Here is a 25,805-nt window from a genome sequence, read left to right on the forward strand (position 1 = left end):
TATCCATCATACCTTATTTTTCAACAAATGATAAGTTTTCTGATCAATTTGTTTCACAAAAATAGTATAGCATACCTCTTCCTTTTCTAACAACAATATTGTATATCACATTCATTTAAATGTAATATACTTTTTATTTTAAAAGAATCAATATTGTATCACATTTGAAACCTAACAAAATAAAAAACACATTGAACTCTAGAGCTCAATGTGTTTTTTATTTTACAACAACAAGATGCGGTCCACCTTGTTCTATTTCGTTAGTCAATTCGTTTTGTTGTTTCTCTTGTCGTTTTACATAACTAGCAATATTTAACAGTATACCCATTGCAAGTAAATTAGCCAATAAAGAACTACCACCATAACTTACAAATGGTAATGGTACCCCTGTAAGCGGTATTAACCCAGACATACCACCGACATTAATAAAAGTTTGAACTCCAAACAAACTTGCAATTCCGATGGCTATTAAACTTCCAAATGGATCTTTACACTTTTGTGCAACTCTAAATGCCCGAATAATAATAAGTAGTAAACAGATTAAAATGACAGCTACGCCTATAAATCCGAGCTCTTCAGATATAATTGCCATAATAAAATCTGTTTGCGGTTCTGGTAAGTATCCATATTTTTGCACACTATTCCCTAACCCTCGACCATTTAGACCTCCTGAAGCAATTCCAATAAAAGAATTTATTAATTGGAACCCATCATTTTGAGGATCGTTAAATGGATCAAGAAAAACTGAAAACCGAGCTTTTTGGTACGGACTTAACTTATAGTTCCCAATAAAATATAACGCTGGAATCCATATTATAGACGTTAAGAGGAATCGTTTTATACTTAAATTAACATTAACTCCTGAACAAAAGAACATAATCAGTACAGTTCCACCTATTAGTATATCGGTCCCTAAGTCATTTTGAAGTAAAATTAATCCCATCGCTCCACCAACAACGGCTAGAGGAGGAATTATCCCTTGTACAAAAGCTGTTTGCGTCTCTTGTTTCTTAGCAAAAAAGTTTGCTAGCGTAATAATGACCGTTATTTTCACAAACTCAGCTGGTTGTATACCTAATATCCATCCTTTTGCACCATTTATGACCTGACCGAAAAGAAAGGCTGCTGCTAATAGACCAATACTCCCTATTCCCATTGCGATCAAAATTATTCGCTTTCTCCAAAATGTATAAGGAATGGCAACGATAATCGCTAACATTATCGTTCCAACGGCTAGAGCAAATAATTGTTTTTTAAAAAAGTAATCTGCTGGCCAGTTATGTTTCGACGAAATCGCAACAATGGAACTAGAACTATATACCATTATAACTCCCAACACACATAAGATAACAAGAGGAAGTAATAATGAATAATCCATCGATTTCCATACTTTTTTCATTTCATTTCCTCTTTCTGTTTCAATTTAATTATTGTTGTATTCCATATGTATATAGGTTCTTCCTTCTTTATTATACAAATAAAAAGCCCAAACTTTTTCAGTTTGAGCCCCCCTATTTGAACCCGTTATTGTTGTTTGTTTGTAAATGCTTCATGAAGTGCAGATAACTCACGTTCGAGCTCTCCTAACATTGCTTTCCCTTGTTCTTCTGCAATAAGACCAAGGCGAACCGCAAAATCGACCTCGCGGGATAGTCCAAACATTTGTGTGTCTAACACTTCTTCATATAATGGACATTGCGGCATTGTAAGATTGTCCATTTGCACCTTAATAAGTCTTAAGATTTTCTCCGCATCCGCTTGTAGAAGGGCTAGTGCCTTTTCCTGATGATTTGATACTGTCTCAGACGCCAAATTGATTCCCTCCGTTTCCGTCCTACTCTCACCTATCTATTAATATTAGCGATAGTTTTAATAAATTGCAATAGAAACATTTTTTGTGACAACAGTGTCTAATACTATTATACTGAAAAGTGGGAGTATAACACAAATGGGGGAACAACAATGAGCGAAATTTTATTTATTAATGGAAAAGTACGTTTTCCAATCACTATTGATCCAACTGTTTGGATTTTTGATGATCGAAAAGTAGATTTGACAACTTACTTTGATGAAACTAGAGAAGAATCAACCGAATTAGAAACATACTTAAAACATACTTCAGAGCATTGGGATCGCGAAATCCGTGATGGTGCTGCCTTCCCGCCAATACAACAAAGTGTAAAGAAATATAAAAAAGAACAGCTTATTAACGGGACATTTGGCATACCACTTCATCCATTTCTTAAAAATGCTGAAATTTTAGAAGATGCTACTCAAGTCGAAATTGAAACCACAGACAATTCAATTACACTTCCGTTAGAAACAGCGCATAAAGCTATTCTCGGTTTTTCAAAAGAAGGTAAACCATTACGAGAAGACGGGCCTGTTCATCTATATTTCCATGATGGATCTAATAGACAAAATCCGATTCGTAACATCCGTAAATTTACAATCATTTAAATTGTATAATTAAAAGGAAAAAAAGGAGTGAGCTTAGGCTCACTCCTTTTTATAATAAATCCGCTGCTAGTTGTGCTAAATTAGAACGCTCTCCTTTAACAAACTTTACATGACCACTAATACGTTGTTCTTTAAACTTCTCTACAACGTATGTTAAACCATTATTATATTCATCTAAATACGGGTGATCAATTTGCTGAGGATCCCCCATTAATACAATCTTACTTTTTTCGCCTACCCTTGTTAATATCGTCTTCACTTCATGCTTCGTTAAATTTTGTGCCTCGTCAATAATAATAAACTGATCTGGAATACTTCTCCCGCGTATATAGGTAAGCGCTTCTACTTCAATCGAACCCATTCCAGCTAAAATAGCATCTAGCTCCCCAGGCTTTTTCGTATTGAATAAATACTCTAGATTATCAAAAATCGGCTGCATCCACGGTCTTAATTTTTCCTCTTTCTCTCCTGGTAAATAGCCTATATCTTTTCCTACCGGTACAATTGGTCTCGCGACAAGTAGTTTTTTATATAACCCTAAATCTTCCGTTTGCATTAGTCCCGAAGCTAATGCAAGTAACGTTTTTCCTGTACCGGCTTTCCCTGTTAACGTTACAAGTGGAATATCTTCCCGAAGTAGCAATTCTAATCCCATAATTTGCTGCACGTTTCGTGGGCGTATCCCCCACACTTGCTCATTGTGAAAAATAAGTTTTTTTACCTTCTTACCTAAATGATCCACAATCCCAAGTGCAGAACTAGAACCCCCTAGTGCATCTTTCATTACAACAAACTGATTTGGATAAAAAGGATGATTTGCGATTTCAGATAAAGGTAGTTCACCTTTTTCATAAAAATAATCTAACTGTTCCTTTGATATATACCCTTCTAAAAATCCTGAATATATATTTTCCACTTCGATTACTCGGTCACTTAAATAATCTTCGGCCTGCAATCCGATCGCATCAGCTTTTACCCTTACGAGTACATCTTTACTTACTAAAATAACTGATTTCCCGTCCTCTTTTTCTTGTTCTTCTAAAGAGAGGTTTTTCGCTACCGCCAAAATTCGATTATCATTTGTTTTTTCTACAAAAATATCTTGCAGTTGAACAAATGAGCGATGATTTAATTCAATACGAAATGTACCGCCGTTTTCTAACGGAATACTTTCATGCAGCTTTCCTATTTCACGAAATTTGTCGATTAACTTAGATACATAGCGAGCATTTCGTCCTACTTCATCCATATAACGTTTTTTCGAATCAACCTCTTCTAATACAACTGCTGGAATCACTACTTCATTTGTTGCAAATGAAAAAATAGATAAAGGATCCTGCAAAAGTACATTCGTATCTAACACATAAATTTTATCCAATCTGTTACCCCCTGACTCCACTTTTAAATTTGTAGAACAAGGGTTTCATCCATAAAATATGGACGAACCATTGTTATAATTATATGTACCGTAAAAACGAGGTAGAATCGAAATTCATAGAAATTAAACCTTTTCTTTATTTTTTATTCATTTCTATTCAATATATTACTTTTTATTATAATTTTTCACATTAAATCACAATACTCACTTATAAAAGTTTATGAACGATGTTCCTATTCATCTTCTTTATAATTCTTTCATTCCTACTAATACTTGATTATCAAGCTTTTTAGCAGCTCGAAGATCATATGTTTTTTCATATGTTGGTTCAGTAGCAAGTTTCGCACCATAAAACATAACATCACGAACTTCTTGTACATTCACTTCTACTACCGTTAATTTTAGAGGAATCCCTTCCATTCTATCTGTTAAAATTTCACTTTCACCACTTATGGAAAATACGGATTCATTCGCCATTATAGTCAATACAACCCCTGCACTATGCCGTATATTCCCCACAATACGTGAGCGTTGATCTACCGCAAATCGAATACTAGTTTCACTCACTGCATATACCCAAGAAATAGCACTTACGTTAGGAATTTGTTTTTCGAAATCTGTTGTTGCTATCATAACAATACACTCTTTACGCAAAGATTGTACTAAATCACCTGTCAATGTAGGCTCAACTACATTCGCCATATTTCCACCTCCAAATATTATTTATATATCCTTATCATAACCTATTTTTAGAATTGCGAAAATATTATTTTTTCCCGCTATTATTCAAAAACATTATACTTCCATGATATACTTATACTGATAGAATTCGTATTGAGGTGACGAAATGAGAGTCAAATGTATGATTTGTGATAAAAAAGATATGTTAGATGACGAAAATCCTATGGCAAAAAAACTGCGTAATCGCCCTATTCATACATATATGTGCATGGAATGTACGGAACGAATTGCAGAGCGTACTATGGAACGCCATGCGAGTGGTAATTTCCGATTATATCGTGATAAAAAAGTAGAAGACGATTGGTAAACCGGAAATAAGTCCTTAATCATATAGATAAGGACTTATTTGTATTTTTCTGGTTCACGATTCATCTGATCCAAAAAACAATCAATGGCTTCTACCGGAAATCTTGCACACCTTATTTCTCCATCAATTTCATATGTAATCAAATACATTTCCTCGTTCTTTTCAACTTCTACATTTCGTAATTTATGCTCTTCATATATCATATTTTGAAATAATACATACGTTTCTTGTGCAGCGCTATCATCTGGACGTGCTTCCGCAACCGTTTTAATTGTTAACCAATTATATAATGCATCTTGTACTGAGCGCATGAAAGCCCCTCCTTTTTTCACCCTGTTTTTTGTTGTTTAGCTTGACGTAAACGCAGTCTATAAATTCCAAGTACAATTGCCGCTACAACGAGCCCCTCTCCAACGGGTAAAAAAACTGCAAAAAAAGTTAATACCGTGCATCCAATTGCTAAAGATGTATATATCACTATATTTTTTAGTACCGATAGCTTCCTTGCAAATCCTAAATTATATACAAGTGCACTTAATAAAATTATTGTTCCATAAAGCAACCACATCCCTAACTCTGGATTTTCATCAACTTTGCAAAGTTTCGCGAAAAATGACATTCTTTCTAACACTATCTTTCACCTCTTCTCATGAAACAAATTCTCTTTATGTACTTAATACAAGAGTAACTCGCAAAAAAAATACTGTCTACAAAAAAGAGTAAATATTCTAAAAAAATAAACGTAAAACAAAAAAACAGCTACCTTTATAAAAGGTAGCTGTTCTATTATTTTATGCTTCAACAGATTTCTTTTTCTTAGCAGCTCTTTCGCGCTCACTCTTATCAAGAATCTTTTTACGTAGACGAATTGATTCTGGAGTTACTTCACAGAACTCGTCATCGTTTAAGTACTCTAATGACTCTTCTAAAGTCATTAAGCGTGGTTTTTTCATTGTTGAAGTTTGATCTTTCGTCGCAGAACGAATGTTAGTTTGTTGTTTCATTTTTACAACGTTAACTGTTAAATCATTCTCACGTGTATGTTCTCCAACGATCATACCAGCATATACTTCTGTACCTGGTTCAACGAAGATTACACCGCGATCTTCAACTTGCATAATACCGTATTGTGATGCTTTTCCTGCTTCAAGTGAAACTAGAACACCTTGACGACGTCCACCCACTTGTCCAGCATGTACTGGTTGGTAGCAATCAAATGTGTGGTTTAAAATACCGTAACCACGAGTTAATGTTAGGAATTCTGTTGTGTAACCAATTAAACCACGTGCTGGAACCATGAAAGTAAGGCGAACTTGACCGTTTCCGTTATTCACCATATCTAACATTTCACCTTTACGTGCACCCATTGATTCCATAATAGAACCAGTGTATTCTTCAGGCACATCGATTTGTACGCGCTCTACAGGCTCACTTCTTACGCCATCGACATCTTTAATAATTACTTCAGGCTTAGATACTTGTAGTTCATAACCTTCACGACGCATGTTTTCAATTAAGATAGATAAATGTAATTCCCCGCGTCCAGATACGATCCATGCATCAGGAGAATCTGTATTATCTACACGTAAACTTACATCTGTTTCTAATTGTGAACGAAGACGCTCTTCAATTTTACGAGATGTAATGAATTTACCTTCACGACCTGCAAATGGGCTGTTATTTACAAGGAATGTCATTTGTAGTGTTGGCTCATCAATACGTAATAATGGTAAAGCCTCTTCATGCTCAACCGGACATACCGTTTCACCTACGTTAATGTCTTCCATACCTGAAACAGCTACTAAATCTCCAGCTTTTGCTTCTTCAATTTCTTGACGTTTTAATCCAATGTAACCAAATAATTTAGTTACACGGAATTGTTTTACACTTCCGTCAACTTTCATTAATGCTACTTGTTGTCCTACTTTCATTGTACCACGGAATACGCGTCCAACCCCGATACGACCAACATAGTCATTGTAATCAAGAAGTGCTACTTGGAATTGAAGTGGCTCTTCGCTGTTATCAACTGGTGCTGGAATATGTTCAATAATTGTGTCAAACAATGATTTCATATTCTCTTCTTGATTTGCTGGATTTGAATCTAAGCTTGCTGTTCCGTTCATTGCTGATGCAAATACAACTGGGAACTCTAATTGATCTTCGTTTGCACCAAGTTCGATGAATAAGTCAACTACTTCATCAACTACTTCATCAGGGCGAGCGAAGTCACGGTCAATTTTGTTTACAACAACGATTGGAGTTAAGTTTTGCTCAAGAGCTTTCTTTAAAACAAATCGTGTTTGTGGCATACAACCTTCATATGCATCAACAACAAGTAGAACACCATCAACCATTTTCATGATACGTTCTACTTCTCCACCGAAGTCAGCGTGACCAGGTGTATCTAAAATGTTAATTCTTTTATCTTCATAGTGAATCGCAGTATTCTTCGCTAAAATTGTAATACCACGTTCTCTTTCTAGATCATTTGAGTCCATTGCGCGTTCTTCAATATGTTCATTCGCACGGAACGTCCCCGCTTGACGTAATAACTGGTCAACAAGTGTTGTTTTACCATGGTCAACGTGGGCAATAATTGCTATATTTCGTAAATCTTGTCGTTTTTTCAACATGTCCAACTCCTAATGTCTTTTTAATCCTTCTCTATTATAAGAGCGAAGGGGATACAATGGCAATCAAAATAAAATCAAGAATGAAAATATAGTTGTATTCTTACTTTTGTGACAGTAAAATGAGATTGGAGGGTGAAGAAATGGAACACATTCAATATCGCTTTTTATTAACAGCAATTATCGGCGTTATCTTCTTAATTGGTATCGGAATTATGATTGCTGAAAATAGTCCCATCGGCATTATTATTTGCATTATCGGCACATTTGTTACAGTCGGATACGGTTTTGTAACAAAAAGAAAAATGCGTAAATCGCAATAACATTAAAAAGTAAGAAGCTTCTTTATGCCTCTTACTTTTTTTATTATTGCGATACAAATGGTAATAATTCTTCGTATACTCCTGGTTTTGCAACTAACACACTGCTTTTCTCTACAATAGAAAGAGGTGTTCCCAAGAACGTTGTCACTTTACCGCCAACTTCTTCTACAATAATCTGTCCCCCGCCAAAGTCCCATGGCGATAAGCGCGGTGTTACATATGCATCTAATCTTCCCGTTGCAACATATACCATTTCTAACGCTGCACAACCATATGACCTCGTACCTCTCGCCTTCTTAACGAGCATCATCATTTTTTCCATATTAAGCAATGGATTATCAGTAAGCCATATCGCATTCACAGCTATAATTCCATGCTCTACCGTTCCTTTTTCCAACATGGGAATAGCTAAATCATTGCAAAAAGCCCCTTCTTCCTTTACCGCATGATATAGTTCGTCATGAACTGGATCATAAATAAGACCAATCTTTCCGATACCGTTCTCATAAATCCCGATTGAGATTGCGAAATTCCTTTTTTGATGAACAAAGTTCATCGTGCCGTCAATTGGATCAATTAACCAAACAACCCCATTAGAAGAAGTAATCTCATCTCCGTAGCCTTCTTCTCCTAAAATATTATGAGCCGGGAATGTTTCTTTAATTTTCCCAATTAAAAACTGCTCCGTTTCTCGGTCCATGTTTGTTACTAGATCAGCTGCATTTGACTTTGTTTCTATAATAAGTGTTTTTTTCAGTGACGCCATTAAATGTTCTCCCGCTTCTCGAATCCACTGTTTCGCGTGTGTATCGATGTCTTTCCATACTTCTTGCATGTTTAAACACTCCGATCTATACTGTTCACAGAAAAAACGAACCCTTTATAAGGTTCGCACCAACTAATTATTTATACATATACTATTATTACGCTTCTAAACGGATCATTTCAAGTCTTAACACTTCTAATTTTTGTACGCACTCTTCTTTTTTCTGGTTGTCGTTATCCATCATCGCATCATATAAAGTTGCTAATTCATAATCTAGCTCCAAACGTAGCACCGGAATTCTCTTTTCAGCATCTGTTCTCTTTAACGCATTAATCACCTGTCTCATTTTTTTGCCTCCTCCCAATATTCGTCTGCCCTCGGACTAGAATTGATTCAATTTTCTGATTTTTTGTTTTATACTATACTATGTTGGATAAATCATCTATGCAACAAAATTATATTTTTTTATTTAAATTTTTTTGTGCTGTTTTTTTTATGAATAGTACAAGCTATGCTAAAATTAAAACAAAATAGGAGTTGGAGGAACAATCATGACACTACAAACATTCACATCAACTGATTTTGAAGTCTTTACTGTTGATGGTCTTGAAGAACGAATGAGCGCAATTAAAACGAATATTCATCCTAAGCTAGAAGCTTTAGGGGAACAGTTTGCAGAATATTTATCACAACAAACTGATGAAAACTTTTTCTACCATGTAGCAAAACATGCACGCCGCAAAGTCAATCCACCAAACGATACTTGGGTTGCTTTTTCAACAAATAAACGTGGATATAAAATGTTACCACACTTCCAAATTGGTTTATGGGGTACTCATGCCTTCATATACTTTGGTTTAATCTATGAGTGTCCACAAAAAGTGGAGACGGCTCACGCCTTCTTAGAACATTTAAATGATTTAAAAACAAATATTCCAAATGACTTCGTTTGGTCCATTGACCATACTAAACCAGGTGTAAAATTACATAAAACGCTTGAATCGGAAGACTTACAAAAGATGATTGAACGTTTAGCTACTGTGAAAAAAGCAGAATTATTAGTCGGTATTCATATATCGCCAGAGGAGTTTTCAGCAATGACCAACGAACAATTCCTTGCTAAGATTGAATCTACGATGCAATCACTCCTTCCTTTATATGCGATTTCTAATCGATAAATCGATAGTAGAAAACGGACAATTTATATTGTCCGTTTTTAGTTGTTATCACATTATAGCACTTTGTATTTTATTTTTCAAAATATTTTTACATTTTAACAATCTTTTTTTCCGCCACTTCCTTTGCTTTTTGAATCGTACGATATATAGAATATCCACTTACTTCTTGAAATTCTTTATCAATTTTTTTCTCCGCTGCCTTCGATGGCACAATCTCTTTAAAACGACGATATAATTCCATCAAATCTTCTCTCAAAACTCCTTTTTCATATACCTTTTCAATCGCTTCATAAAATTTTACAACTGCTACCATTTCTTCATTTGACCAATCGTAATCAAGTGGATATTGATATTCCATTTTTGCACCTCATTCAGTATTCTTTCTTTTTCCATTATGCTACCTTTAAGAAAATCTTTTATTCTTCACTATAGCCACTCTGCATTATACACCATTTATCCATTTCAATGGAATTGTCTTCCTCTTTACGGTATTTAAAATATAACTATTAAACATACTCACCTTGAAAATGAGATTTTTCTATACATCTATAATTATTGGTGATATAATGCTTTTGTTTTATAGAGAATAAAGTGAGACTACCATCCCCAAAAAGGCTTTTGCGAATGGCAGAAAAACAAGTCAAGTTCTAAAAGTTTGTCATCTTAATTTCCTTTTAGAATGAGATGAAATCATATAAAACAAACTCTAATAAATATTACAAAGAAGAAGGGGTGTATAGATTGTCCCAATACGAAACACCATTGTTTACCGCTTTAGTTGAGCACAGTAAGCGAAATCCAGTTCAATTCCATATTCCTGGTCATAAAAAAGGACAGGGCATGGATCCTACATTTCGCGAATTTATTGGGCATAATGCATTAGCAATTGATTTAATTAATATTGCGCCGCTCGATGATTTACATCATCCAAAAGGTATGATTAAAGAAGCACAGGATTTAGCAGCCGCTGCTTTCGGTGCAGATCATACGTTCTTTTCTATTCAAGGTACAAGTGGTGCAATTATGACAATGGTGATGAGCGTGTGCGGTCCTGGGGATAAAATCCTCGTACCACGGAATGTGCATAAATCAGTAATGTCAGCTATTATTTTCTCAGGTGCAAAACCAATTTTCATGCATCCTGAGATTGATCCGAAGCTCGGTATTTCACATGGGATCACAATTCAATCTGTCAAAAAGGCTCTTGAAGAGCACTCAGATGCGAAAGGCTTACTTGTTATAAATCCAACATATTTTGGGTTTGCTGCAGATTTAGAGCAGATTGTAGAATTAGTTCATTCTTACGATATTCCTGTACTTGTTGATGAGGCTCACGGTGTTCATATCCATTTTCATGATGAACTGCCGATGTCAGCTATGCAAGCTGGTGCAGATATGGCAGCAACAAGTGTTCACAAATTAGGAGGGTCTTTAACCCAAAGCTCTATTCTTAATGTAAAAGAGGGGCTTGTTAACGTAAAACATGTTCAATCCATTATTAGCATGCTTACGACTACATCAACTTCTTACATTTTGTTAGCATCCCTTGATGTTGCTAGAAAACGTCTTGCTACAGAAGGAACGGCTCTCATAGAACAAACAATACAATTAGCTGAACATGTTCGTGATGCTATTAATGCTATTGAGCATCTTTATTGTCCTGGAAAAGAAATGCTAGGAACAGATGCTACTTTTAACTATGATCCTACAAAGATAATTGTATCTGTAAAAGATTTAGGTATTACAGGCCATCAGGCTGAAGTATGGCTTAGAGAACATTACAACATTGAAGTAGAACTCTCTGATTTATATAACATACTTTGTCTTATCACATTTGGAGATACAGAAAGTGAAACAGATACACTTATTACAGCATTACAAGATTTAGCAGCAACATACAGAAATAGAGCAGATAAAGGTGTTCAGGTACAAGTAGAAATACCAGAAATACCTGTGCTAGCACTTTCTCCTAGAGATGCTTTTTATTCAGAAACAGAAGTCATTCCATTTGAAAACGCAGCAGGTCGTATTATAGCTGATTTTGTTATGGTTTATCCGCCAGGGATTCCAATCTTTACTCCGGGGGAAATTATTACACAAGATAACTTAGAGTATATTCGTAAAAATTTAGAAGCTGGGTTACCTGTACAAGGTCCGGAAGATATGACATTACAAACATTACGTGTTATTAAAGAGTACAAGCCTATCAGTTGATAGGCTTTTCTTTCACCTTTTTTCTCTTTTTTTCATACGATACTAAAGAATTTGACATTCCCACCCCTAATGGGGCCAGCTGACTAACGTCAGTGGGATTCTTGCTATGAAAGGCGAAGTCCATTTCTGGTATCGCTGACGCGCTAGATTGCGGTGTGCCATCACCACTCTCACAACAGGCCGTATAGGTTCGTGAGCTACGGTACTAACCGTACAGATTCGTGTTCAAGTGTTTTAGCGCTTTGTTCTTGACGACACATATCATGCTTGAATTCGGCTATCGAACTCCATATGATATCTTTTATTCAAGGAACACATTGGCGTTTTAAAGACTTGTACTTGTCTATAGTTAACGTATACCAAAATATACATGTTTTTCTATGAAAAAGCGATACTTTCATCCTATGCTTAAAGGCGGATTAAAGTCCAATATGGGATTTCCCGTATCGCGAAATCTGTAACGTATAGGTGGGGATACCATTATGATTGTGATAGGCCGTTCTATTGTACACCCTTATATCACAAATGAATATGAGCCATTTGCAGCTGAAAAACAACAGATTTTATCCATAATGGCTGGAAATCAAGAAGTTCATTCCTTCCGAACAGCCGATGAACTCAGCTTTGATCTTAATTTACGAGTTAATATTATTACTTCCGCACTAGAACTTTTTCAAAGTGGCTTTCAGTTTCGTACATTTCAACAATCTTTTTGCAACCCTCAGTTTTGGGAAAGAACATCACTTGGCGGATTTCAACTACTCCCAAACGTACCATCCTCTATTGCCATCCAAGATATTTTTAAAAACGGAAAACTATATGGAACTGAATGTGCCACCGCAATGATTATCATTTTTTACAAAGCATTACTATCATTATATGAGGAAAAAACTTTCAACCGTCTATTCGCAAACCTCTTACTTTATACATGGGACTACGATCGCGACTTAAAGCTCATAACAAAAACGAGTGGCGATATCGTTCCAGGTGACCTCGTTTACTTTAAAAACCCACAAGTTAATCCAGCTACGATTGAGTGGCAAGGAGAAAATACAATCTATCTAGGAAACTTCTTTTTTTACGGACATGGCGTAGGCGTAAAAACGAAAGAGGAAATTATTTATTCATTGAATGAACGAAGGATTCCTTATGCTTTTATTTCAGCTTATTTAACCGATTTTATTACTCGTATTGATAGCCGTATGATGAGTCAATATGCCGCTCCTAACACGCCACAAACATCAATAGGATTTATTCCTATTAGAGATGATGCAATCGTTGCAACAGTCGGACATACAACTACAATCTATTAAAAAAACGCCTACATGTGTAGGCGTTTTTTCTTAATTATTAAGCTTTTGTATGTTCTGTATGGTCACATTCGCAATGAGATCCACATTTCCCATAAAGTACTGTTGATTTTTCATCTTCAAAATGTCCGATTGTTCCTTCACAAACTTGGCATACGATTGTTCCCATTTTCATTTCCCCCTGAGTTTTAAGAATAATCTACTTATATATGATTAAGCTTTCGCATTGTCTCTACTAGCACAGTCACAATTTGAACCACATTTTCCATAAAGTACTGTCGTTTTCTCATCCTCAAAATGTCCGATTGTTCCTTCACAAACTTGGCATACGATTGTTCCCATTTTTCATTTCCCCCTGGGTTTTAAGAATAATCTACTTATATATGATTAAGCTTTCGCATTGTCTCTACTAGCACAGTCACAATTTGAACCACATTTTCCATAAAGTACTGTCGTTTTCTCATCCTCAAAATGTCCGATTGTTCCTTCACAAACTTGGCATACGATTGTTCCCATTTTTCATTTCCCCCTAAGTTTATGGTCCTAAAAACTTTTAGTTGTCCATTTCCTATCAATTATTGGGCTTTTGTATGTTCTGTGTGCTCACATCCGCAAGATCCACATTTCCCGTAAAGTACCGTTACTTTCTCATCCTCGAAGTGTGCAATTGTACCTTCACAATCTTGACATACGATTGTTCCCATTTTTCATTTCCCCCTAAGTTTATAATCCCAAAAACTTTTTGTAACCGCTTAACTTTCTGTCTTCATTTTAATATGTTATACTTTTTACGTCAATAGGTTTTTAGTATAACACATTAAATATTTTAAAATTAAATTAGTATGCGATATTAACACAAAAAAACAGCCATATTTCATACCTACGACTGTTTCTTGTTAATTATTCTTCATACTCCGCATGCAAAGAAGTAGACGGAACAAGAAATTTAAAAAACTGAGCTAATTCCTCCGCCTCCTCTTCCGATCCTAACTTAAAAGTTTCTTGTATATACGGAACATTTTCTACATCATCTTGCCCAAGCAAAGTAGATCTCCCTGTTTGCATACAAACAATAAGTGGCTTTCCAAAAAACATATTTGTATAAATAACTCCAAAATCATAACGTGTATCATGCGTCATAAATCCTAAAAATCGTACCTTCACACTTTCATGCTCATCATACAATTTTTCAAACATGAGTTTCCACCTTTCTAAACAACACTTCCTATTCATAACATATTAAACAAAAAAAGTAATACTCCTTTTAATTGTCAAAAAATTCAGTAGGATGTAGAATGATATTATTCTACTAAACTAGGGGGAAATTTGTATGCAACACGCCTTTATCACACTTGTACCTAAATCTAATCAACAATCTGTTTCAATAGAAGATTTAAAACACCTTTTTCATAACTATAAAACCGTTACTTCCAAGACTGGTGATCAAATTAATTATGCTTATACAAATACAGCTTTTCCTTATGAAATATTAGATACATCAGCAACAACATTAAAACTCCAATCAAGTCACGATCGATATGATTCTATTTATGTGGGGATTGGAATAGAAAAGGAACAATCTTTCATTCAGGTTTCTTTACCTACTACAGCAACATTTGGTGATAAAGGAAAAGCAAATGAATTTAGCCGTTTTCTAGCGAAGAAATTAGAAGGAGAGTTACAACTATTTAATGGAAGAACAATGTATTTCTATAAACGTTAATTTAAAAAATAGAGAATAGAATTAAAAAGAGTATACAATTCGAACACGTAAGTAATAAAGCCTGCTTCCTTACGTGTAATAGAAAACATGCAATTACATATGCTAAATAAAGAAATACGAAAAAGAGAATTACTTTATAATGAAACTTATCACCATTCGATAATGTTAATACAATGGAAAAACCACTCCATAATAAAAAATGATAAAATATAACATGTAATATTTTCATGGAACCTTCTCCTTTGACATGCTCTATTTTATTAATATATGGGATTAAGTTTGAATCAATTACATATTATACAACGGCATATATTCTAACGATTCATTTAAAGTATTATATATTCATTCGACAAGTACATATAAAGACCTTGCAAGTCATTTTATGAAAATAAAAATAACCCATCTCTTTAAATAAGAGATGGGTTATTTACATTACTTAAATTATTTTACAATGTGAATTGGCATTCCAAGAGCAACTTCAGCTGCTTCCATTGTGATTTCACCTAATGTTGGGTGAGCATGGATTGTTTGAGCAATATCTTCAGCTGTCATTCCTGCTTCGATAGCTAAACCAATCTCAGAGATAATATCAGAAGCACCTGCACCTGCAACTTGTGCACCTACAAGAAGACCATCTTCTTTACGTGTTACAAGTTGTAAGAAACCGTCAGTGCTGTTTAATGATAACGCACGACCGTTTGCAGCGAATGGGAACTTAGATACAGCTACTGTCATTCCTGCTTCTTCCGCTTGTTTCTTAGTATAACCAACAGATGCTAATTCTGGATCAGTGAAGCATACTGCAGGAATTCCGATGTAATCGATTGCTGATGCATGGCCACTAATTACTTCAACAGCTACTTTACCTTCGTAAGAAGCTTTGTGAGCTAATGGTGGTCCAGGAACGATATCACCGATTGCATAGATGTTTGGTACGTTTGTACGGCATTGCTCATCGATTTCGATGATACCGCGGTCAGTCATTTTAACTCCAACTTGCTCAAGACCGATTTCTTGAGTGTTTGGACGACGACCTACAGTTACTAATACGTAATCTGCTTCTACAGTTTGGATTTCACCTTTAACTTCAAAGCTAACTTTTACGCCAGTTTCTGTTTCTTCAACGCCTTTAGCCATAGCTTTTGTATGGATATTTACGTTACCTTTTTTCTGTAGAGCACGTTTAACAACAGAGCTCATAGCTTTTTCGAAACCAGCTAAGATTTCGTCGCCAGCTTCTACTACAGTAACTTCTGTACCGAAGTTAGCATATGCAGTACCTAATTCCATACCGATGTAACCGCCGCCGATTACAACAAGTTTTTTAGGAATTTCAGGTAAGCTTAAAGCGCCTGTAGAGTTGATAACACGTTTAGAGTATTTGAATCCAGGAATTTCGATTGGTGTAGAACCAGTTGCAAGAACAGCATTTTTAAACGTATAAGTTTGTGCTGCATCTTCAGTCATTACGCGTAATGTGTTAGCATCTACGAAGTAAGCTTCACCGCGAATGATTTCAACTTTGTTACCTTTAAGAAGGCCTTCAACACCGCCAGTTAATTTCTTAACTACGCCGTTTTTCCATTCTTGAACTTTTGTAAAGTCAACTTTTACGTTCTCTGCAGTGATACCCATGTCATCAGAATGCATTGCATTCTCATAACGATGACCTGCATTGATTAACGCTTTTGAAGGAATACATCCAACGTTTAAGCATACGCCACCAAGGTTAGCTTTTTCAATGATTGCTACCTTTTGACCTAATTGTGCTGCACGAATTGCCGCAACGTATCCACCAGGACCTGCACCAACAACGACTGTATCTAATTCAATTGGGAAATCTCCTACTACCATTGTTATTACGCCTCCATTACTAATAATTGTGGGTCATTCAATAGACGTTTAATTTGGTTTAATGCTTTTTGAGCAGTTGCGCCGTCAATTAAACGATGGTCAAAGCTTAGAGATAATGCTAATACTGGAGCTGCAACGATTTCACCGTTTTTCACAACTGGTTTCTCAGCGATACGGCCGATACCAAGGATTGCTACTTCTGGGTGATTGATAACTGGAGTGAACCATTGTCCACCTGCAGAACCAATGTTTGTAATTGTGCAAGAAGCACCTTTCATTTCAGTTGGAGCTAAACGACCGTCACGTGCTTTACCAGCAAGTTCATTGATCTCGTTGGAAATAGTAAAGATAGATTTACGATCTGTATCTTTAACAACTGGTACTAATAGACCTTTGTCTGTATCAGCTGCGATACCGATGTTGAAGTAATGTTTATGAACGATTTCTTGAGAAGCATCGTCTAAAGCAGTATTCAACATTGGGAATTCACGTAATGCAGATGTTAAAGCTTTTACAACGTATGGAAGGTAAGTTAATTTAATACCTTTGTCAGCTGCAACAGCTTTGAACTTCTTACGGTGAGCAACAAGTTCTGTTACATCTACTTCGTCCATTAATGTTACGTGAGGAGCTGTATGCTTAGAGTTAACCATTGCTTTCGCAATCGCTTTACGGATACCACTCATTTTCTCACGAGTTTCTGGATATTCACCAGCTGGGATTGGTTGTGCTTTTGGTGCTTCTTCTTTAGCTGCTGCTGGAGTAGCTTCTACTGCTGCTGGAGCCTCAGTTGCTGCTACAGTTTGTCCACCATTTGCAAATGCATCGATGTCAGTTTTCACAACACGGCCGTTCTTACCAGAACCAGCTACTTTATGAATATCTACACCTTTTTCACGAGCATATTTACGAACAGATGGCATAGCGATTACACGCTCATTTACTACTTCTGCAGTTGCTGCTGGAGTAGCTTCCGCTGCTGGAGCTTCTACTGCTGCTTCTTCAGCTTTTGGAGCTTCATCATGATCGTCACCTTTAAATTTAAGGTTTTCGTATCCAGGAGCATCAAATTTAATTAATGTATCTCCTACAATTGCAACTGTTCCTTCTTCTACAAGTACTTCAAGTACTTTACCTTTAACAGGAGAAGGGATTTCTACTACTGCTTTATCATTTTGTACTTCAAGAAGTACATCGTCTTCATTTACTTCATCGCCTGGTTTAATAAACCATTTTACGATTTCACCTTCGTGGATACCTTCACCGATATCTGGTAGTTTAAATTCAAATGCCACGGAATTCAGCCCCCTGATTCATTTCATTATTATGGAATATGTACAAAAGAAACCAGCATGTGCTGATTTCTTCTGCACATGAAAAACTAAAAATTAGAAGTTCATTACTTTGTTAACAGCTTCAACAATATCTTTATGGTTTGGTAACCATACGCTCTCAGCTTGAGAGAATGGGAATACTGTATCAGCAGCTGCAACACGTACAACTGGAGCTTCTAAGTTTAAGATTGCACGGTCGTTAATTTCCGCTACAACGTTAGCTGCAATACCAGCTTGTTTTTGAGCTTCTTGAACTACAACTACGCGACCTGTTTTTTCAACAGAAGCGATGATTGTTTCGATATCTAATGGTTGAACTGTACGTAAGTCAACAACCTCTAAAGAGATACCTTCTTTTTCGAGTTCTTCAGCAGCTTTTAATGCAGCGTGAACCATAGCACCGTAAGCGATAACAGATACATCTGTACCTTCACGTTTGATATCAGCTTTACCTAAATCAATTGTGTAATCGCCTTCTGGTACATCTTGACGGAATGAACGGTACAATTTCATATGCTCTAAGTAGATAACTGGATCGTTGTCACGAATCGCAGAGATTAAAAGACCTTTTGCATCGTATGGAGTAGATGGAATAACAACTTTTAGACCAGGTTGTTGAGCCACTAATCCTTCTAAGCTATCAGCATGTAGTTCTGGAGTATGAACGCCACCACCGAATGGAGAACGAATTGTTACTGGAGCAGTCCAACGTCCACCAGAACGGTAACGCATACGAGCTAATTGACCAGAAACTGAATCCATTACTTCATAAATGAAACCGAAGAATTGGATTTCTGGAACTGGACGGAAGCCTTCAAGTGCAAGTCCAACTGCAAGTCCACCAATACCAGACTCTGCAAGTGGAGTATCCATTACACGATCTTCACCGAATTCAGCTTGTAAACCTTCAGTAGCACGGAATACTCCGCCGTTTACACCAACGTCTTCACCAAACACAAGTACGTTAGGATCATTTTTCATTTCAACGCGTAAAGCATCAGTGATTGCTTGAATCATTGTCATTTGAGCCATGGCTTACTTCGACTCCTTTTCTTTGTAAATTTCATATTGTTCAGCTAAGTTGTAAGGCATTTTTTCGTACATGATTTCCATTAAATCAGTAACTTTTTGTTTTGGAGCTTGGTCAGCCTTAGCAATTGCTTGTTTGATATCTTCTTTTGCTTCTTCGATTACTTTCTCTTCAACTTCTTGAGACCATAGGCCTTTGTTTTCTAAGAATGCACGGAAGCGTACGATTGGATCTTTTTGTTCCCATTCGTTTTCGATATCTTTTGTACGGTAACGAGTTGGGTCATCACCAGCCATTGTATGTGGACCATAACGGAATGTTAAAGTCTCGATTAAAGTAGGGCCTTCGCCGTTTACTGCGCGCTCACGAGCGAATGCAGTTGCTGCGTATACAGCTAATGGATCCATACCGTCTACTTGAATTCCGTAAATACCTGCTGCTACTGCTTTTTGTGCTACAGTTTTAGCTGCAGATTGCTTTTCTACTGGAGTAGAGATTGCATAACGGTTGTTTTGTACAACGAAGATTGCTGGAGCTTTGAATGCACCCGCAAAGTTCATACCTTCGTAGAAGTCACCTTGTGAAGCACCACCGTCACCAGTGTAAGTAATTGCAACAGATTTTTTACCACGTAGTTTCATACCTAACGCAACACCAGCAGTTTGGATGATTTGCGCACCGATAATGATTTGTGGAGCAAGTGCATTTACATTCTCAGGCATTTGGTTACCCATGAAATGTCCACGAGAGAATAAGAATGCTTGATATAATGGTAGACCGTGCCACACTAATTGTGGAACATCACGATATCCTGGTAAGATGAAATCTTCTGCTTCAAGTGCGAAATGACTTGCTAATTGAGAAGCCTCTTGTCCAGCAGTTGGTGCGTAGAAACCTAAACGTCCTTGACGGTTTAAAGAAATAGAACGTTGATCTAGTACGCGAGTATACACCATACGGCGCATTAATTCTTTTAATTGATCATCAGATAATTCAGGCATAGCTGCTTCATTCACAACTTCGCCTTTTTCATTTAAAATTTGTAATGTTTCAAACTGAGCTGCGATAGCTTTCATTTGCTCATCAACATTAAATAGGGTCTTTTTTGTTTTAGTACCCATTCCGTTCACCTCTTCCTCTCTTGAACCATATTCTGAAACGCTTTCACTATCTATTAACTAGACTGAAAGCGCAACAATGTAAACCAACAAATTTGTCTGTCGGTTGAGAATAATTTTGTGTACCTAACAATCTGTACTAATGTTTTTTCAAAAACATATTAATACAATCTTGATCACGTTTTTTAGTTTACAACTATTCTAATTACGATGTCAATTACTTTGAATACGTTTTTTTATAAATAATATGCAGGTTTCCTCTACACAAACGTGTTTTTATTTTTCACATCTGTATTAGTAAGCAATAACCTACTGTTATATTATTCCCTTTTTAACTTGTTTTTTCTCTTAGAATAATATGTAAACGATTTAATTCTCTTTAGTTTTTCTCTCTTCTCAATAAAATTATACAAACACTTCTTCCTTTTATAGGTAAATACCTATACATTTCTGATCATTCCTCCATACATTATAGTAACCGCAGTATTAGCGGGAAATGATAAAGGAGGTCATCTCATGTACGGATACTCATATTGCTATCCAACAACTTGTTCATATCCTTCCTACGGTTATGGCGGTTCTTGTGGCGGATCTGGACGCGGCTTCGCCTTAATCGTTGTGTTGTTTATCCTTTTAATTATCGTTGGTGCTGCTTGCATTCGCTAATTAATGTAAAATGAAACAACTATGGAAAGAAACAGACGGCTTTGCCGTCTTTTCTTTTTATTACATAACTTATCTATAGAAAATTTGTTTCCAAGTAGCTCTTCCTTACTTGCCGATGACTTTTTTTATCTCCTTTGGTAGACTAAAGAAGAAAGGAGAGATTACATATGCTTACAATGAATGAGGTAATTCGTGAAGGAAATCCTATTTTGCGCGACGTCGCAGAAGAGGTCTCCTTACCTGCTAGCGAGGAAGATACAAATACTCTTAAAGAAATGATTGAATTTGTAATAAATAGCCAGGCCCCTGAAATGGCTGAAAAATATAATTTACGCCCCGGAATCGGATTAGCGGCTCCGCAAATCGGTATTTCAAAGAAAATGATTGCGGTTCATGTAACTGATACGAACGATACGTTATATAGCTACGCATTATTTAACCCAAAAATCATTAGTCATTCTGTTGAACGTACATATTTACAAAATGGTGAAGGCTGTCTATCTGTAGACCGTGAAGTACCTGGTTATGTCCCTCGTTACACAAGAATTACAGTAAAGGCAACAACGATTAACGGTGAAGACGTAAAACTGCGATTAAAAGGTTTACCAGCAATTGTATTCCAACATGAAATCGACCATTTAAACGGTGTTATGTTCTATGACCATATTAATAAAGACAATCCATTTGTGGCTCCCGATGATTCAAAACCTCTCGAGCGATAATAGTAAAAAGGCGGAAGTTAACCTTCCGCCTTTTTATTATATGAAATGGGTTCCACACTTACTTATAACAAGCCAGCCCACTTTAATCCGTGATAAATACCGTCTTCATTAACATCTTTTGTCACATAATTAGCAAGTTTTTTCAAATCCTCATGACCATTCCCCATCACAATACCCGTTCCTACTGCTTCAATCATTTCTAAATCATTTAATCCGTCCCCAAATGCATATACTTGTTCACGATTAAATCCTATTTTCTCAATAAACTTCTCAATCCCTTTTGCCTTAGAACCACCATTAGGAATAATATCCATTGAATATGCATGCCAGCGTATAAAATGAAAATCTGGATAATGATGAATAAACTTTTCTTCTTCGTTTACTTCACAAAAAAGAAGCGTTTGATAAATATCGCGTTTCTCATAAAAATCAGGTTCATATGCCGGATGCTCAAATTGTAAGCTTCCAAAACCTTCTTTTACATAATCATGATATTCCACTGACGCTCTCATTTCTCGATGGTCAAGATATACAAGTGGATATCCTTCTTGTTTTGCAAACTGAGTAAACTTATGTAGAGCATCAGGATGTAATGGATTATTAAATAATACCTCATCCTCAAATACAACATACTGTCCGTTAAAACTAACATAATTATGTATATTGAGTTCCTCACGAATATCTTCAAACATAAATGGCGCACGCCCTGTCGCAATCGCTACATGCACACCTTTTTCTTGTAAATCTCTTACTGCATCTCTTGTAGATTGTGGAATTTTTTTATCATGATCTAATAATGTTCCATCAATATCAAAAAAGACAATTTTATCATTCATTTGTCAAAATCCTTTCTGGCACTCTATATTCCTATTTTGATTATCACTTTTCAAATTTCAAAAAAAAGTATAACATATTAAACATCTGTGAAGAAAGCGTTCACTTTCTGACCTTATTTATGAAATGTGCATATATATATTAGTGAAAAATGTGGATACTTGTTCGGATGAATTTTCTTTTCTATTCTTTCTCATACTATACCTATAACTAACGGCTACTAATCGTTACTACAGGATAACTAGTACTGTACTGGAAAGGACAAGATTCACAATCAACTTCTAAACCTTCTTTCTTATACGGGGACGGAGTTATCATTAGTAATATGCATGTTTAAAATAAGGAAAGGAAGGAGTAATCATGCTGAAGAAGCTGAAGAAAAAGCTCAAGCGTTATTTAAACGATTTAGTCCGTAAGAAGACAATCGCTTAAATTGTGCCCATTTCGGGCTTTTTCTTCATTCTCATTCGAAAAAACATGAAAATCGTGACTGTTTGCTTTATAATAAGTAACAGATAATGCAAAACATAGACAAGGAGAGGTTTTCCCAATGATTTTTAAAGTATTTTATCAAGAAAAATTAACTGAGGTCCCAGTACGTGAAAATACAAAAGTTTTATATTTAGAGGCTACGTCTCAAAAGGATGTTCGTAAAAAATTACAAAAGTTCGCATATAATATCGAGTTCGTTCAGTCTGTTACTGGTGCTCATCTTGAATATGAAAAACAAAACGCTGATTTAATATTAGCGGAGATCGTATAGTCATATGAAATTCCTAAAAAATGATCAAGCTGCCGTTTTTGCCCTCGGTGGTCTTGGTGAAATCGGTAAAAATACATATGCTGTTCAATTTCAAGATGAAATTATTATAATTGACGCTGGAATTAAATTTCCGGAAGACGAACTCCTCGGGATCGATTATGTAATACCAGATTACACTTATTTTGTGCGAAACGAAGATAAAATTAAAGGGTTATTCATTACACATGGTCACGAAGATCATATCGGTGGAATTCCTTATCTATTACGTCAAGTAAACATTCCAATTTACGGCGGAAAATTAGCAATTGCCCTAATAAAAAACAAATTAGAAGAGCACGGATTACTTCGTAAAGCAAAACTTTATGAAATTCAAGAAGATGATGTTATTAAATTTAAAAAGACATCTGTTTCCTTCTTCCGTACAACTCACAGTATTCCGGATTCATACGGAGTTGTTGTGAAAACACCTCAAGGACAAGTCGTTCATACAGGTGATTTTAAATTTGATTTCACACCAGTCGGCGAGCCAGCAGATTTAACAAAAATGGCCGAAATCGGAAAAGACGGTGTACTTTGTCTCTTATCTGATAGTACAAACAGTGAGGTGCCAAACTTTACGATGTCTGAGCGCCGCGTTGGTGATAGTATTCAAGATATATTCCGCAAAGTAGACGGTCGTATTATATTCGCAACCTTTGCATCGAATATCCATCGCTTACAACAAGTTGTTGAGGCTGCTGTTGAAAACAATCGTAAAGTAGCTGTATTCGGTCGAAGTATGGAAGCAGCTATTGAAATCGGACAAAACCTTGGTTATATCCGATGTCCAAAGGATACATTCATAGACACATCTCAGCTAAACCGCCTACCAGCTAATAAAGTTGTTATGCTATGTACAGGTAGTCAAGGGGAGCCGATGGCAGCACTTTCACGTATTGCCAATGGTACACATCGTCAAATTCAAATTATCCCTGGCGATACAGTTGTTTTCTCTTCTTCACCAATCCCAGGCAATACAATTAGTGTAAGTCGTACAATTAATATGTTGTACCGCGCTGGCGCTGATGTAATCCATGGTAAACTCTCAAATATTCATACGAGTGGACACGGTGGACAAGAAGAACAAAAGTTAATGCTACGTCTTATTAAGCCGAAATATTTCATGCCAATTCATGGTGAATATCGTATGCAACGTATGCATATGAAATTAGCGAATGATTGTGGTATTCCAGAAGAAAATTGTTTCATTATGGATAATGGGGATGTTCTCGCTTTACGTTCTGATGAAGCAAGCGTAGCTGGGAAAATCCCATCTGGCTCTGTCTATATCGATGGAAATGGTATTGGAGATATCGGTAATATCGTATTACGTGATCGTCGTATTCTTTCTGAAGAAGGACTCGTTATTGTAGTTGTAAGCATTGATATGAAAGAATTTAAAGTTGCAGCAGGACCTGATATCATCTCGCGTGGTTTCGTTTATATGCGTGAAAGCAGCGATTTAATCAACGATGCTCAAACATTAATTACAACACATTTAGAAAAAGTAATGGAACGAAAAACAACACAATGGTCTGAAATTAAAAATGAGATTACAGACACATTAGCACCATTCCTATACGAAAAAACGAAACGTCGTCCAATGATTTTACCAATCATTATGGAAATATAAGAAAAAGGACAATGCCTCCTCGGCATTGTCCTTTTCTTTTATCTTAAAAAATGCTTAAAACGATCTACTTCATCGTCATGACCAATTACAATTAATATATCTCCCGCCTGAATGTTTTCTGTAGCTCGAGGAGATACGATAACTTCTTTTCCACGTTTAATTGCTACAATGTTCAAACCAAACTTCGCACGAATATCTAATTCAATTAAAGAGTGCCCATCAATTTTTTTATTTGCGATAATCTCTACAATACTATGCTCATCTGAAAGCTCTAGGTAATCTAACACATTACTTGATGCGATATTATTAGCAATCCTTTTTCCCATATCTCGTTCTGGATGCACAATATGATCTGCCCCTATTTTACTTAACACTTTTTCATGATAGTCATTTTGAGCTTTTACAGTAATATTTTTCACACCTAATTCTTTCAAAATTAACGTTGTTAAAATACTTGAATTCAAATTATCTCCAATAGCAACGACTACATGATCAAAATTACGAATACCAAGACTTTTTAATACCATCTCATCTGTTGAATCTGCAATTACAGCATGCGAAGCTATATTTGCAAACTCATTAATTTTATCCTCATCTGAGTCAATTGCCATTACTTCCATACCTAATTGAGCTAATTCACGGCAAATACTTCCACCAAAACGGCCAAGCCCAATAACAGCAAATTCTTTCTCTTTTTCACCCACAGGAATTCCTCCAATAACATCAAGTACTATGTACTTTTATTGTAACATACTTTAAATTTGCTACAAAAACCTGTA

At 36.0% G+C, this 25,805-nt stretch carries 33 protein-coding genes; 11 read left to right on the forward strand and 22 right to left on the reverse strand.

What is annotated here, in order from left to right; genetic code table 11:
- Positions 1–217: 217 nt before the first annotated feature.
- The gene (gene ftsW / locus EXW56_RS18780) at positions 218–1,399 is read right to left on the reverse strand and encodes a putative lipid II flippase FtsW (protein WP_215596846.1); all 1,182 of its coding nucleotides are present in this window, start codon (positions 1,397–1,399) and stop codon (positions 218–220) included.
- A gap of 125 nt (positions 1,400–1,524) precedes the next feature.
- Entirely contained in the window at positions 1,525–1,812 is a 288-nt protein-coding gene (locus EXW56_RS18785) for an Fpa/YlaN family protein (RefSeq protein ID WP_000135698.1), read from the reverse strand.
- A 150-nt stretch (positions 1,813–1,962) separates the two neighbouring features.
- Between EXW56_RS18785 and EXW56_RS18790 the strand changes: the two genes are divergently transcribed.
- The gene (locus EXW56_RS18790) at positions 1,963–2,460 is read left to right on the forward strand and encodes a hypothetical protein (protein ID WP_002160685.1); all 498 of its coding nucleotides are present in this window, start codon (positions 1,963–1,965) and stop codon (positions 2,458–2,460) included.
- 49 nt (positions 2,461–2,509) lie between these two features.
- Here the strand turns inward: EXW56_RS18790 and EXW56_RS18795 are convergent, their stop codons facing one another.
- Positions 2,510–3,838, reverse strand: coding sequence for a PhoH family protein (locus tag EXW56_RS18795; RefSeq protein WP_002088317.1), 1,329 nt, complete (start codon positions 3,836–3,838; stop codon positions 2,510–2,512).
- A gap of 246 nt (positions 3,839–4,084) precedes the next feature.
- The gene (locus tag EXW56_RS18800) at positions 4,085–4,540 is read right to left on the reverse strand and encodes a PNPOx family protein (protein ID WP_002014791.1); all 456 of its coding nucleotides are present in this window, start codon (positions 4,538–4,540) and stop codon (positions 4,085–4,087) included.
- 145 nt (positions 4,541–4,685) lie between these two features.
- Here EXW56_RS18800 and EXW56_RS18805 point away from each other — a divergent pair, with 145 nt between their 5' ends.
- Positions 4,686–4,886: a YlaI family protein gene (locus EXW56_RS18805; protein ID WP_002111485.1), complete on the forward strand. Its 201-nt coding sequence runs from the start codon at positions 4,686–4,688 to the stop codon at positions 4,884–4,886.
- Between the two features lie 35 nt (positions 4,887–4,921).
- Here the strand turns inward: EXW56_RS18805 and EXW56_RS18810 are convergent, their stop codons facing one another.
- The 3 genes from EXW56_RS18810 to typA form a co-directional block, all read right to left on the reverse strand.
- Positions 4,922–5,197: a hypothetical protein gene (locus EXW56_RS18810; RefSeq protein WP_002146008.1), complete on the reverse strand. Its 276-nt coding sequence runs from the start codon at positions 5,195–5,197 to the stop codon at positions 4,922–4,924.
- A gap of 17 nt (positions 5,198–5,214) precedes the next feature.
- Entirely contained in the window at positions 5,215–5,517 is a 303-nt protein-coding gene (locus EXW56_RS18815; protein ID WP_002066917.1) for a YlaH-like family protein, read from the reverse strand.
- 160 nt (positions 5,518–5,677) lie between these two features.
- Entirely contained in the window at positions 5,678–7,522 is a 1,845-nt protein-coding gene (typA, locus tag EXW56_RS18820) for a translational GTPase TypA (protein ID WP_002111487.1), read from the reverse strand.
- 140 nt (positions 7,523–7,662) lie between these two features.
- On the opposite strand from typA, the gene EXW56_RS18825 reads away from it, so the two are divergent.
- Complete coding sequence (locus EXW56_RS18825) at positions 7,663–7,842, forward strand: DUF5325 family protein (RefSeq protein ID WP_000400127.1); 180 nt, start codon at positions 7,663–7,665, stop codon at positions 7,840–7,842.
- Positions 7,843–7,885: 43 nt separating this feature from the next.
- Here the strand turns inward: EXW56_RS18825 and EXW56_RS18830 are convergent, their stop codons facing one another.
- Positions 7,886–8,677, reverse strand: coding sequence for an inositol monophosphatase family protein (locus EXW56_RS18830; RefSeq protein ID WP_215596847.1), 792 nt, complete (start codon positions 8,675–8,677; stop codon positions 7,886–7,888).
- 88 nt (positions 8,678–8,765) lie between these two features.
- A complete protein-coding gene (locus tag EXW56_RS18835) occupies positions 8,766–8,954 on the reverse strand; it encodes a hypothetical protein (RefSeq protein WP_002088326.1) in 189 nt (62 codons plus the stop codon).
- 205 nt (positions 8,955–9,159) lie between these two features.
- Between EXW56_RS18835 and EXW56_RS18840 the strand changes: the two genes are divergently transcribed.
- A complete protein-coding gene (locus EXW56_RS18840; RefSeq protein ID WP_215557403.1) occupies positions 9,160–9,786 on the forward strand; it encodes a YktB family protein in 627 nt (208 codons plus the stop codon).
- Between the two features lie 88 nt (positions 9,787–9,874).
- Here EXW56_RS18840 and EXW56_RS18845 read toward each other — a convergent pair whose 3' ends face one another.
- Positions 9,875–10,144, reverse strand: coding sequence for a UPF0223 family protein (locus EXW56_RS18845; protein ID WP_002111491.1), 270 nt, complete (start codon positions 10,142–10,144; stop codon positions 9,875–9,877).
- Between the two features lie 383 nt (positions 10,145–10,527).
- Between EXW56_RS18845 and speA the strand changes: the two genes are divergently transcribed.
- Together speA and EXW56_RS18855 are read left to right on the forward strand one after the other, a co-directional pair.
- Positions 10,528–12,000 (forward strand): aminotransferase class I/II-fold pyridoxal phosphate-dependent enzyme, encoded by a 1,473-nt coding sequence (gene speA, locus EXW56_RS18850; RefSeq protein WP_215557404.1) that lies wholly within the window; start codon positions 10,528–10,530, stop codon positions 11,998–12,000.
- 482 nt (positions 12,001–12,482) lie between these two features.
- Positions 12,483–13,313, forward strand: coding sequence for a protein-glutamine gamma-glutamyltransferase (locus EXW56_RS18855; protein WP_002111495.1), 831 nt, complete (start codon positions 12,483–12,485; stop codon positions 13,311–13,313).
- A 37-nt stretch (positions 13,314–13,350) separates the two neighbouring features.
- Here EXW56_RS18855 and EXW56_RS18860 read toward each other — a convergent pair whose 3' ends face one another.
- The 5 genes from EXW56_RS18860 to EXW56_RS18880 form a co-directional block, all read right to left on the reverse strand.
- Positions 13,351–13,479, reverse strand: coding sequence for a GapA-binding peptide SR1P (locus EXW56_RS18860; RefSeq protein ID WP_002111497.1), 129 nt, complete (start codon positions 13,477–13,479; stop codon positions 13,351–13,353).
- A gap of 44 nt (positions 13,480–13,523) precedes the next feature.
- Positions 13,524–13,652, reverse strand: a complete 129-nt coding sequence (locus EXW56_RS18865; RefSeq protein WP_002033839.1) for a GapA-binding peptide SR1P — start codon at positions 13,650–13,652, stop codon at positions 13,524–13,526.
- A 45-nt stretch (positions 13,653–13,697) separates the two neighbouring features.
- The gene (locus tag EXW56_RS18870; RefSeq protein WP_002033839.1) at positions 13,698–13,826 is read right to left on the reverse strand and encodes a GapA-binding peptide SR1P; all 129 of its coding nucleotides are present in this window, start codon (positions 13,824–13,826) and stop codon (positions 13,698–13,700) included.
- Positions 13,827–13,885: 59 nt separating this feature from the next.
- A complete protein-coding gene (locus EXW56_RS18875; RefSeq protein ID WP_002111499.1) occupies positions 13,886–14,014 on the reverse strand; it encodes a GapA-binding peptide SR1P in 129 nt (42 codons plus the stop codon).
- A 196-nt stretch (positions 14,015–14,210) separates the two neighbouring features.
- Positions 14,211–14,507, reverse strand: a complete 297-nt coding sequence (locus tag EXW56_RS18880) for a DUF3055 domain-containing protein (protein WP_215596848.1) — start codon at positions 14,505–14,507, stop codon at positions 14,211–14,213.
- Between the two features lie 133 nt (positions 14,508–14,640).
- On the opposite strand from EXW56_RS18880, the gene EXW56_RS18885 reads away from it, so the two are divergent.
- Positions 14,641–15,033, forward strand: coding sequence for a DUF1885 family protein (locus EXW56_RS18885; RefSeq protein ID WP_215557405.1), 393 nt, complete (start codon positions 14,641–14,643; stop codon positions 15,031–15,033).
- 1 nt (position 15,034) lies between these two features.
- On the opposite strand, the gene EXW56_RS18890 is transcribed toward EXW56_RS18885, so the two are convergent.
- From EXW56_RS18890 to pdhA, 5 genes are all read right to left on the reverse strand, one after another.
- On the reverse strand, positions 15,035–15,262 hold the full coding sequence (locus EXW56_RS18890) for a hypothetical protein (RefSeq protein ID WP_002111500.1): 228 nt from the start codon (positions 15,260–15,262) through the stop codon (positions 15,035–15,037).
- Positions 15,263–15,474: 212 nt separating this feature from the next.
- On the reverse strand, positions 15,475–16,887 hold the full coding sequence (gene lpdA / locus EXW56_RS18895) for a dihydrolipoyl dehydrogenase (protein ID WP_000260105.1): 1,413 nt from the start codon (positions 16,885–16,887) through the stop codon (positions 15,475–15,477).
- Positions 16,888–16,892: 5 nt separating this feature from the next.
- Complete coding sequence (gene pdhC, locus EXW56_RS18900) at positions 16,893–18,182, reverse strand: pyruvate dehydrogenase complex dihydrolipoyllysine-residue acetyltransferase (RefSeq protein WP_016106047.1); 1,290 nt, start codon at positions 18,180–18,182, stop codon at positions 16,893–16,895.
- Positions 18,183–18,275: 93 nt separating this feature from the next.
- Positions 18,276–19,253, reverse strand: coding sequence for a pyruvate dehydrogenase complex E1 component subunit beta (pdhB, locus tag EXW56_RS18905; protein ID WP_000068162.1), 978 nt, complete (start codon positions 19,251–19,253; stop codon positions 18,276–18,278).
- 3 nt (positions 19,254–19,256) lie between these two features.
- Positions 19,257–20,372 (reverse strand): pyruvate dehydrogenase E1 component subunit alpha, encoded by a 1,116-nt coding sequence (gene pdhA, locus EXW56_RS18910; RefSeq protein WP_000536893.1) that lies wholly within the window; start codon positions 20,370–20,372, stop codon positions 19,257–19,259.
- 513 nt (positions 20,373–20,885) lie between these two features.
- Between pdhA and EXW56_RS18915 the strand changes: the two genes are divergently transcribed.
- Positions 20,886–21,035 carry a YjcZ family sporulation protein gene (locus tag EXW56_RS18915; protein ID WP_000274565.1) on the forward strand — a complete coding sequence of 50 codons (150 nt, stop codon included), beginning with the start codon at positions 20,886–20,888 and terminating at the stop codon, positions 21,033–21,035.
- A gap of 167 nt (positions 21,036–21,202) precedes the next feature.
- On the forward strand, positions 21,203–21,757 hold the full coding sequence (gene def, locus EXW56_RS18920; RefSeq protein ID WP_215596849.1) for a peptide deformylase: 555 nt from the start codon (positions 21,203–21,205) through the stop codon (positions 21,755–21,757).
- A gap of 62 nt (positions 21,758–21,819) precedes the next feature.
- On the opposite strand, the gene EXW56_RS18925 is transcribed toward def, so the two are convergent.
- Positions 21,820–22,593 carry a Cof-type HAD-IIB family hydrolase gene (locus tag EXW56_RS18925; RefSeq protein WP_002111504.1) on the reverse strand — a complete coding sequence of 258 codons (774 nt, stop codon included), beginning with the start codon at positions 22,591–22,593 and terminating at the stop codon, positions 21,820–21,822.
- Positions 22,594–23,141: 548 nt separating this feature from the next.
- Between EXW56_RS18925 and EXW56_RS18930 the strand changes: the two genes are divergently transcribed.
- Together EXW56_RS18930 and rnjA are read left to right on the forward strand one after the other, a co-directional pair.
- Positions 23,142–23,354 (forward strand): DNA-dependent RNA polymerase subunit epsilon, encoded by a 213-nt coding sequence (locus tag EXW56_RS18930; RefSeq protein ID WP_000576437.1) that lies wholly within the window; start codon positions 23,142–23,144, stop codon positions 23,352–23,354.
- Positions 23,355–23,358: 4 nt separating this feature from the next.
- On the forward strand, positions 23,359–25,026 hold the full coding sequence (rnjA, locus tag EXW56_RS18935) for a ribonuclease J1 (protein WP_002014844.1): 1,668 nt from the start codon (positions 23,359–23,361) through the stop codon (positions 25,024–25,026).
- Between the two features lie 38 nt (positions 25,027–25,064).
- On the opposite strand, the gene EXW56_RS18940 is transcribed toward rnjA, so the two are convergent.
- Positions 25,065–25,730, reverse strand: a complete 666-nt coding sequence (locus EXW56_RS18940) for a potassium channel family protein (RefSeq protein WP_000504032.1) — start codon at positions 25,728–25,730, stop codon at positions 25,065–25,067.
- Positions 25,731–25,805 lie beyond the last annotated feature (75 nt).

Origin of the sequence: Bacillus mycoides (genome assembly GCF_018742245.1) — a bacterium.
Taxonomy (GTDB): domain Bacteria; phylum Bacillota; class Bacilli; order Bacillales; family Bacillaceae_G; genus Bacillus_A; species Bacillus_A cereus_U.

Coding starts and splice junctions, on each gene's coding strand:
- EXW56_RS18885 (WP_215557405.1), top strand. CDS start 14,641: ATGCAACACGCCTTTATCACACTTGTACCTAAATCTAATCAACAATCT.
- EXW56_RS18865 (WP_002033839.1), bottom strand. CDS start 13,652: ATGGGAACAATCGTATGCCAAGTTTGTGAAGGAACAATCGGACATTTT.
- EXW56_RS18825 (WP_000400127.1), top strand. CDS start 7,663: ATGGAACACATTCAATATCGCTTTTTATTAACAGCAATTATCGGCGTT.
- EXW56_RS18930 (WP_000576437.1), top strand. CDS start 23,142: ATGATTTTTAAAGTATTTTATCAAGAAAAATTAACTGAGGTCCCAGTA.
- rnjA (WP_002014844.1), top strand. CDS start 23,359: ATGAAATTCCTAAAAAATGATCAAGCTGCCGTTTTTGCCCTCGGTGGT.
- pdhA (WP_000536893.1), bottom strand. CDS start 20,372: ATGGGTACTAAAACAAAAAAGACCCTATTTAATGTTGATGAGCAAATG.
- EXW56_RS18810 (WP_002146008.1), bottom strand. CDS start 5,197: ATGCGCTCAGTACAAGATGCATTATATAATTGGTTAACAATTAAAACG.
- EXW56_RS18835 (WP_002088326.1), bottom strand. CDS start 8,954: ATGAGACAGGTGATTAATGCGTTAAAGAGAACAGATGCTGAAAAGAGA.
- EXW56_RS18925 (WP_002111504.1), bottom strand. CDS start 22,593: ATGAATGATAAAATTGTCTTTTTTGATATTGATGGAACATTATTAGAT.
- EXW56_RS18790 (WP_002160685.1), top strand. CDS start 1,963: ATGAGCGAAATTTTATTTATTAATGGAAAAGTACGTTTTCCAATCACT.
- pdhB (WP_000068162.1), bottom strand. CDS start 19,253: ATGGCTCAAATGACAATGATTCAAGCAATCACTGATGCTTTACGCGTT.
- EXW56_RS18875 (WP_002111499.1), bottom strand. CDS start 14,014: ATGGGAACAATCGTATGTCAAGATTGTGAAGGTACAATTGCACACTTC.
- EXW56_RS18830 (WP_215596847.1), bottom strand. CDS start 8,677: ATGCAAGAAGTATGGAAAGACATCGATACACACGCGAAACAGTGGATT.
- ftsW (WP_215596846.1), bottom strand. CDS start 1,399: ATGAAAAAAGTATGGAAATCGATGGATTATTCATTATTACTTCCTCTT.
- EXW56_RS18915 (WP_000274565.1), top strand. CDS start 20,886: ATGTACGGATACTCATATTGCTATCCAACAACTTGTTCATATCCTTCC.
- def (WP_215596849.1), top strand. CDS start 21,203: ATGCTTACAATGAATGAGGTAATTCGTGAAGGAAATCCTATTTTGCGC.
- EXW56_RS18860 (WP_002111497.1), bottom strand. CDS start 13,479: ATGGGAACAATCGTATGCCAAGTTTGTGAAGGAACAATCGGACATTTT.
- EXW56_RS18870 (WP_002033839.1), bottom strand. CDS start 13,826: ATGGGAACAATCGTATGCCAAGTTTGTGAAGGAACAATCGGACATTTT.
- EXW56_RS18845 (WP_002111491.1), bottom strand. CDS start 10,144: ATGGAATATCAATATCCACTTGATTACGATTGGTCAAATGAAGAAATG.
- EXW56_RS18805 (WP_002111485.1), top strand. CDS start 4,686: ATGAGAGTCAAATGTATGATTTGTGATAAAAAAGATATGTTAGATGAC.
- EXW56_RS18840 (WP_215557403.1), top strand. CDS start 9,160: ATGACACTACAAACATTCACATCAACTGATTTTGAAGTCTTTACTGTT.
- EXW56_RS18880 (WP_215596848.1), bottom strand. CDS start 14,507: ATGTTTGAAAAATTGTATGATGAGCATGAAAGTGTGAAGGTACGATTT.
- typA (WP_002111487.1), bottom strand. CDS start 7,522: ATGTTGAAAAAACGACAAGATTTACGAAATATAGCAATTATTGCCCAC.
- lpdA (WP_000260105.1), bottom strand. CDS start 16,887: ATGGTAGTAGGAGATTTCCCAATTGAATTAGATACAGTCGTTGTTGGT.
- EXW56_RS18800 (WP_002014791.1), bottom strand. CDS start 4,540: ATGGCGAATGTAGTTGAGCCTACATTGACAGGTGATTTAGTACAATCT.
- EXW56_RS18890 (WP_002111500.1), bottom strand. CDS start 15,262: ATGAAAATATTACATGTTATATTTTATCATTTTTTATTATGGAGTGGT.
- EXW56_RS18855 (WP_002111495.1), top strand. CDS start 12,483: ATGATTGTGATAGGCCGTTCTATTGTACACCCTTATATCACAAATGAA.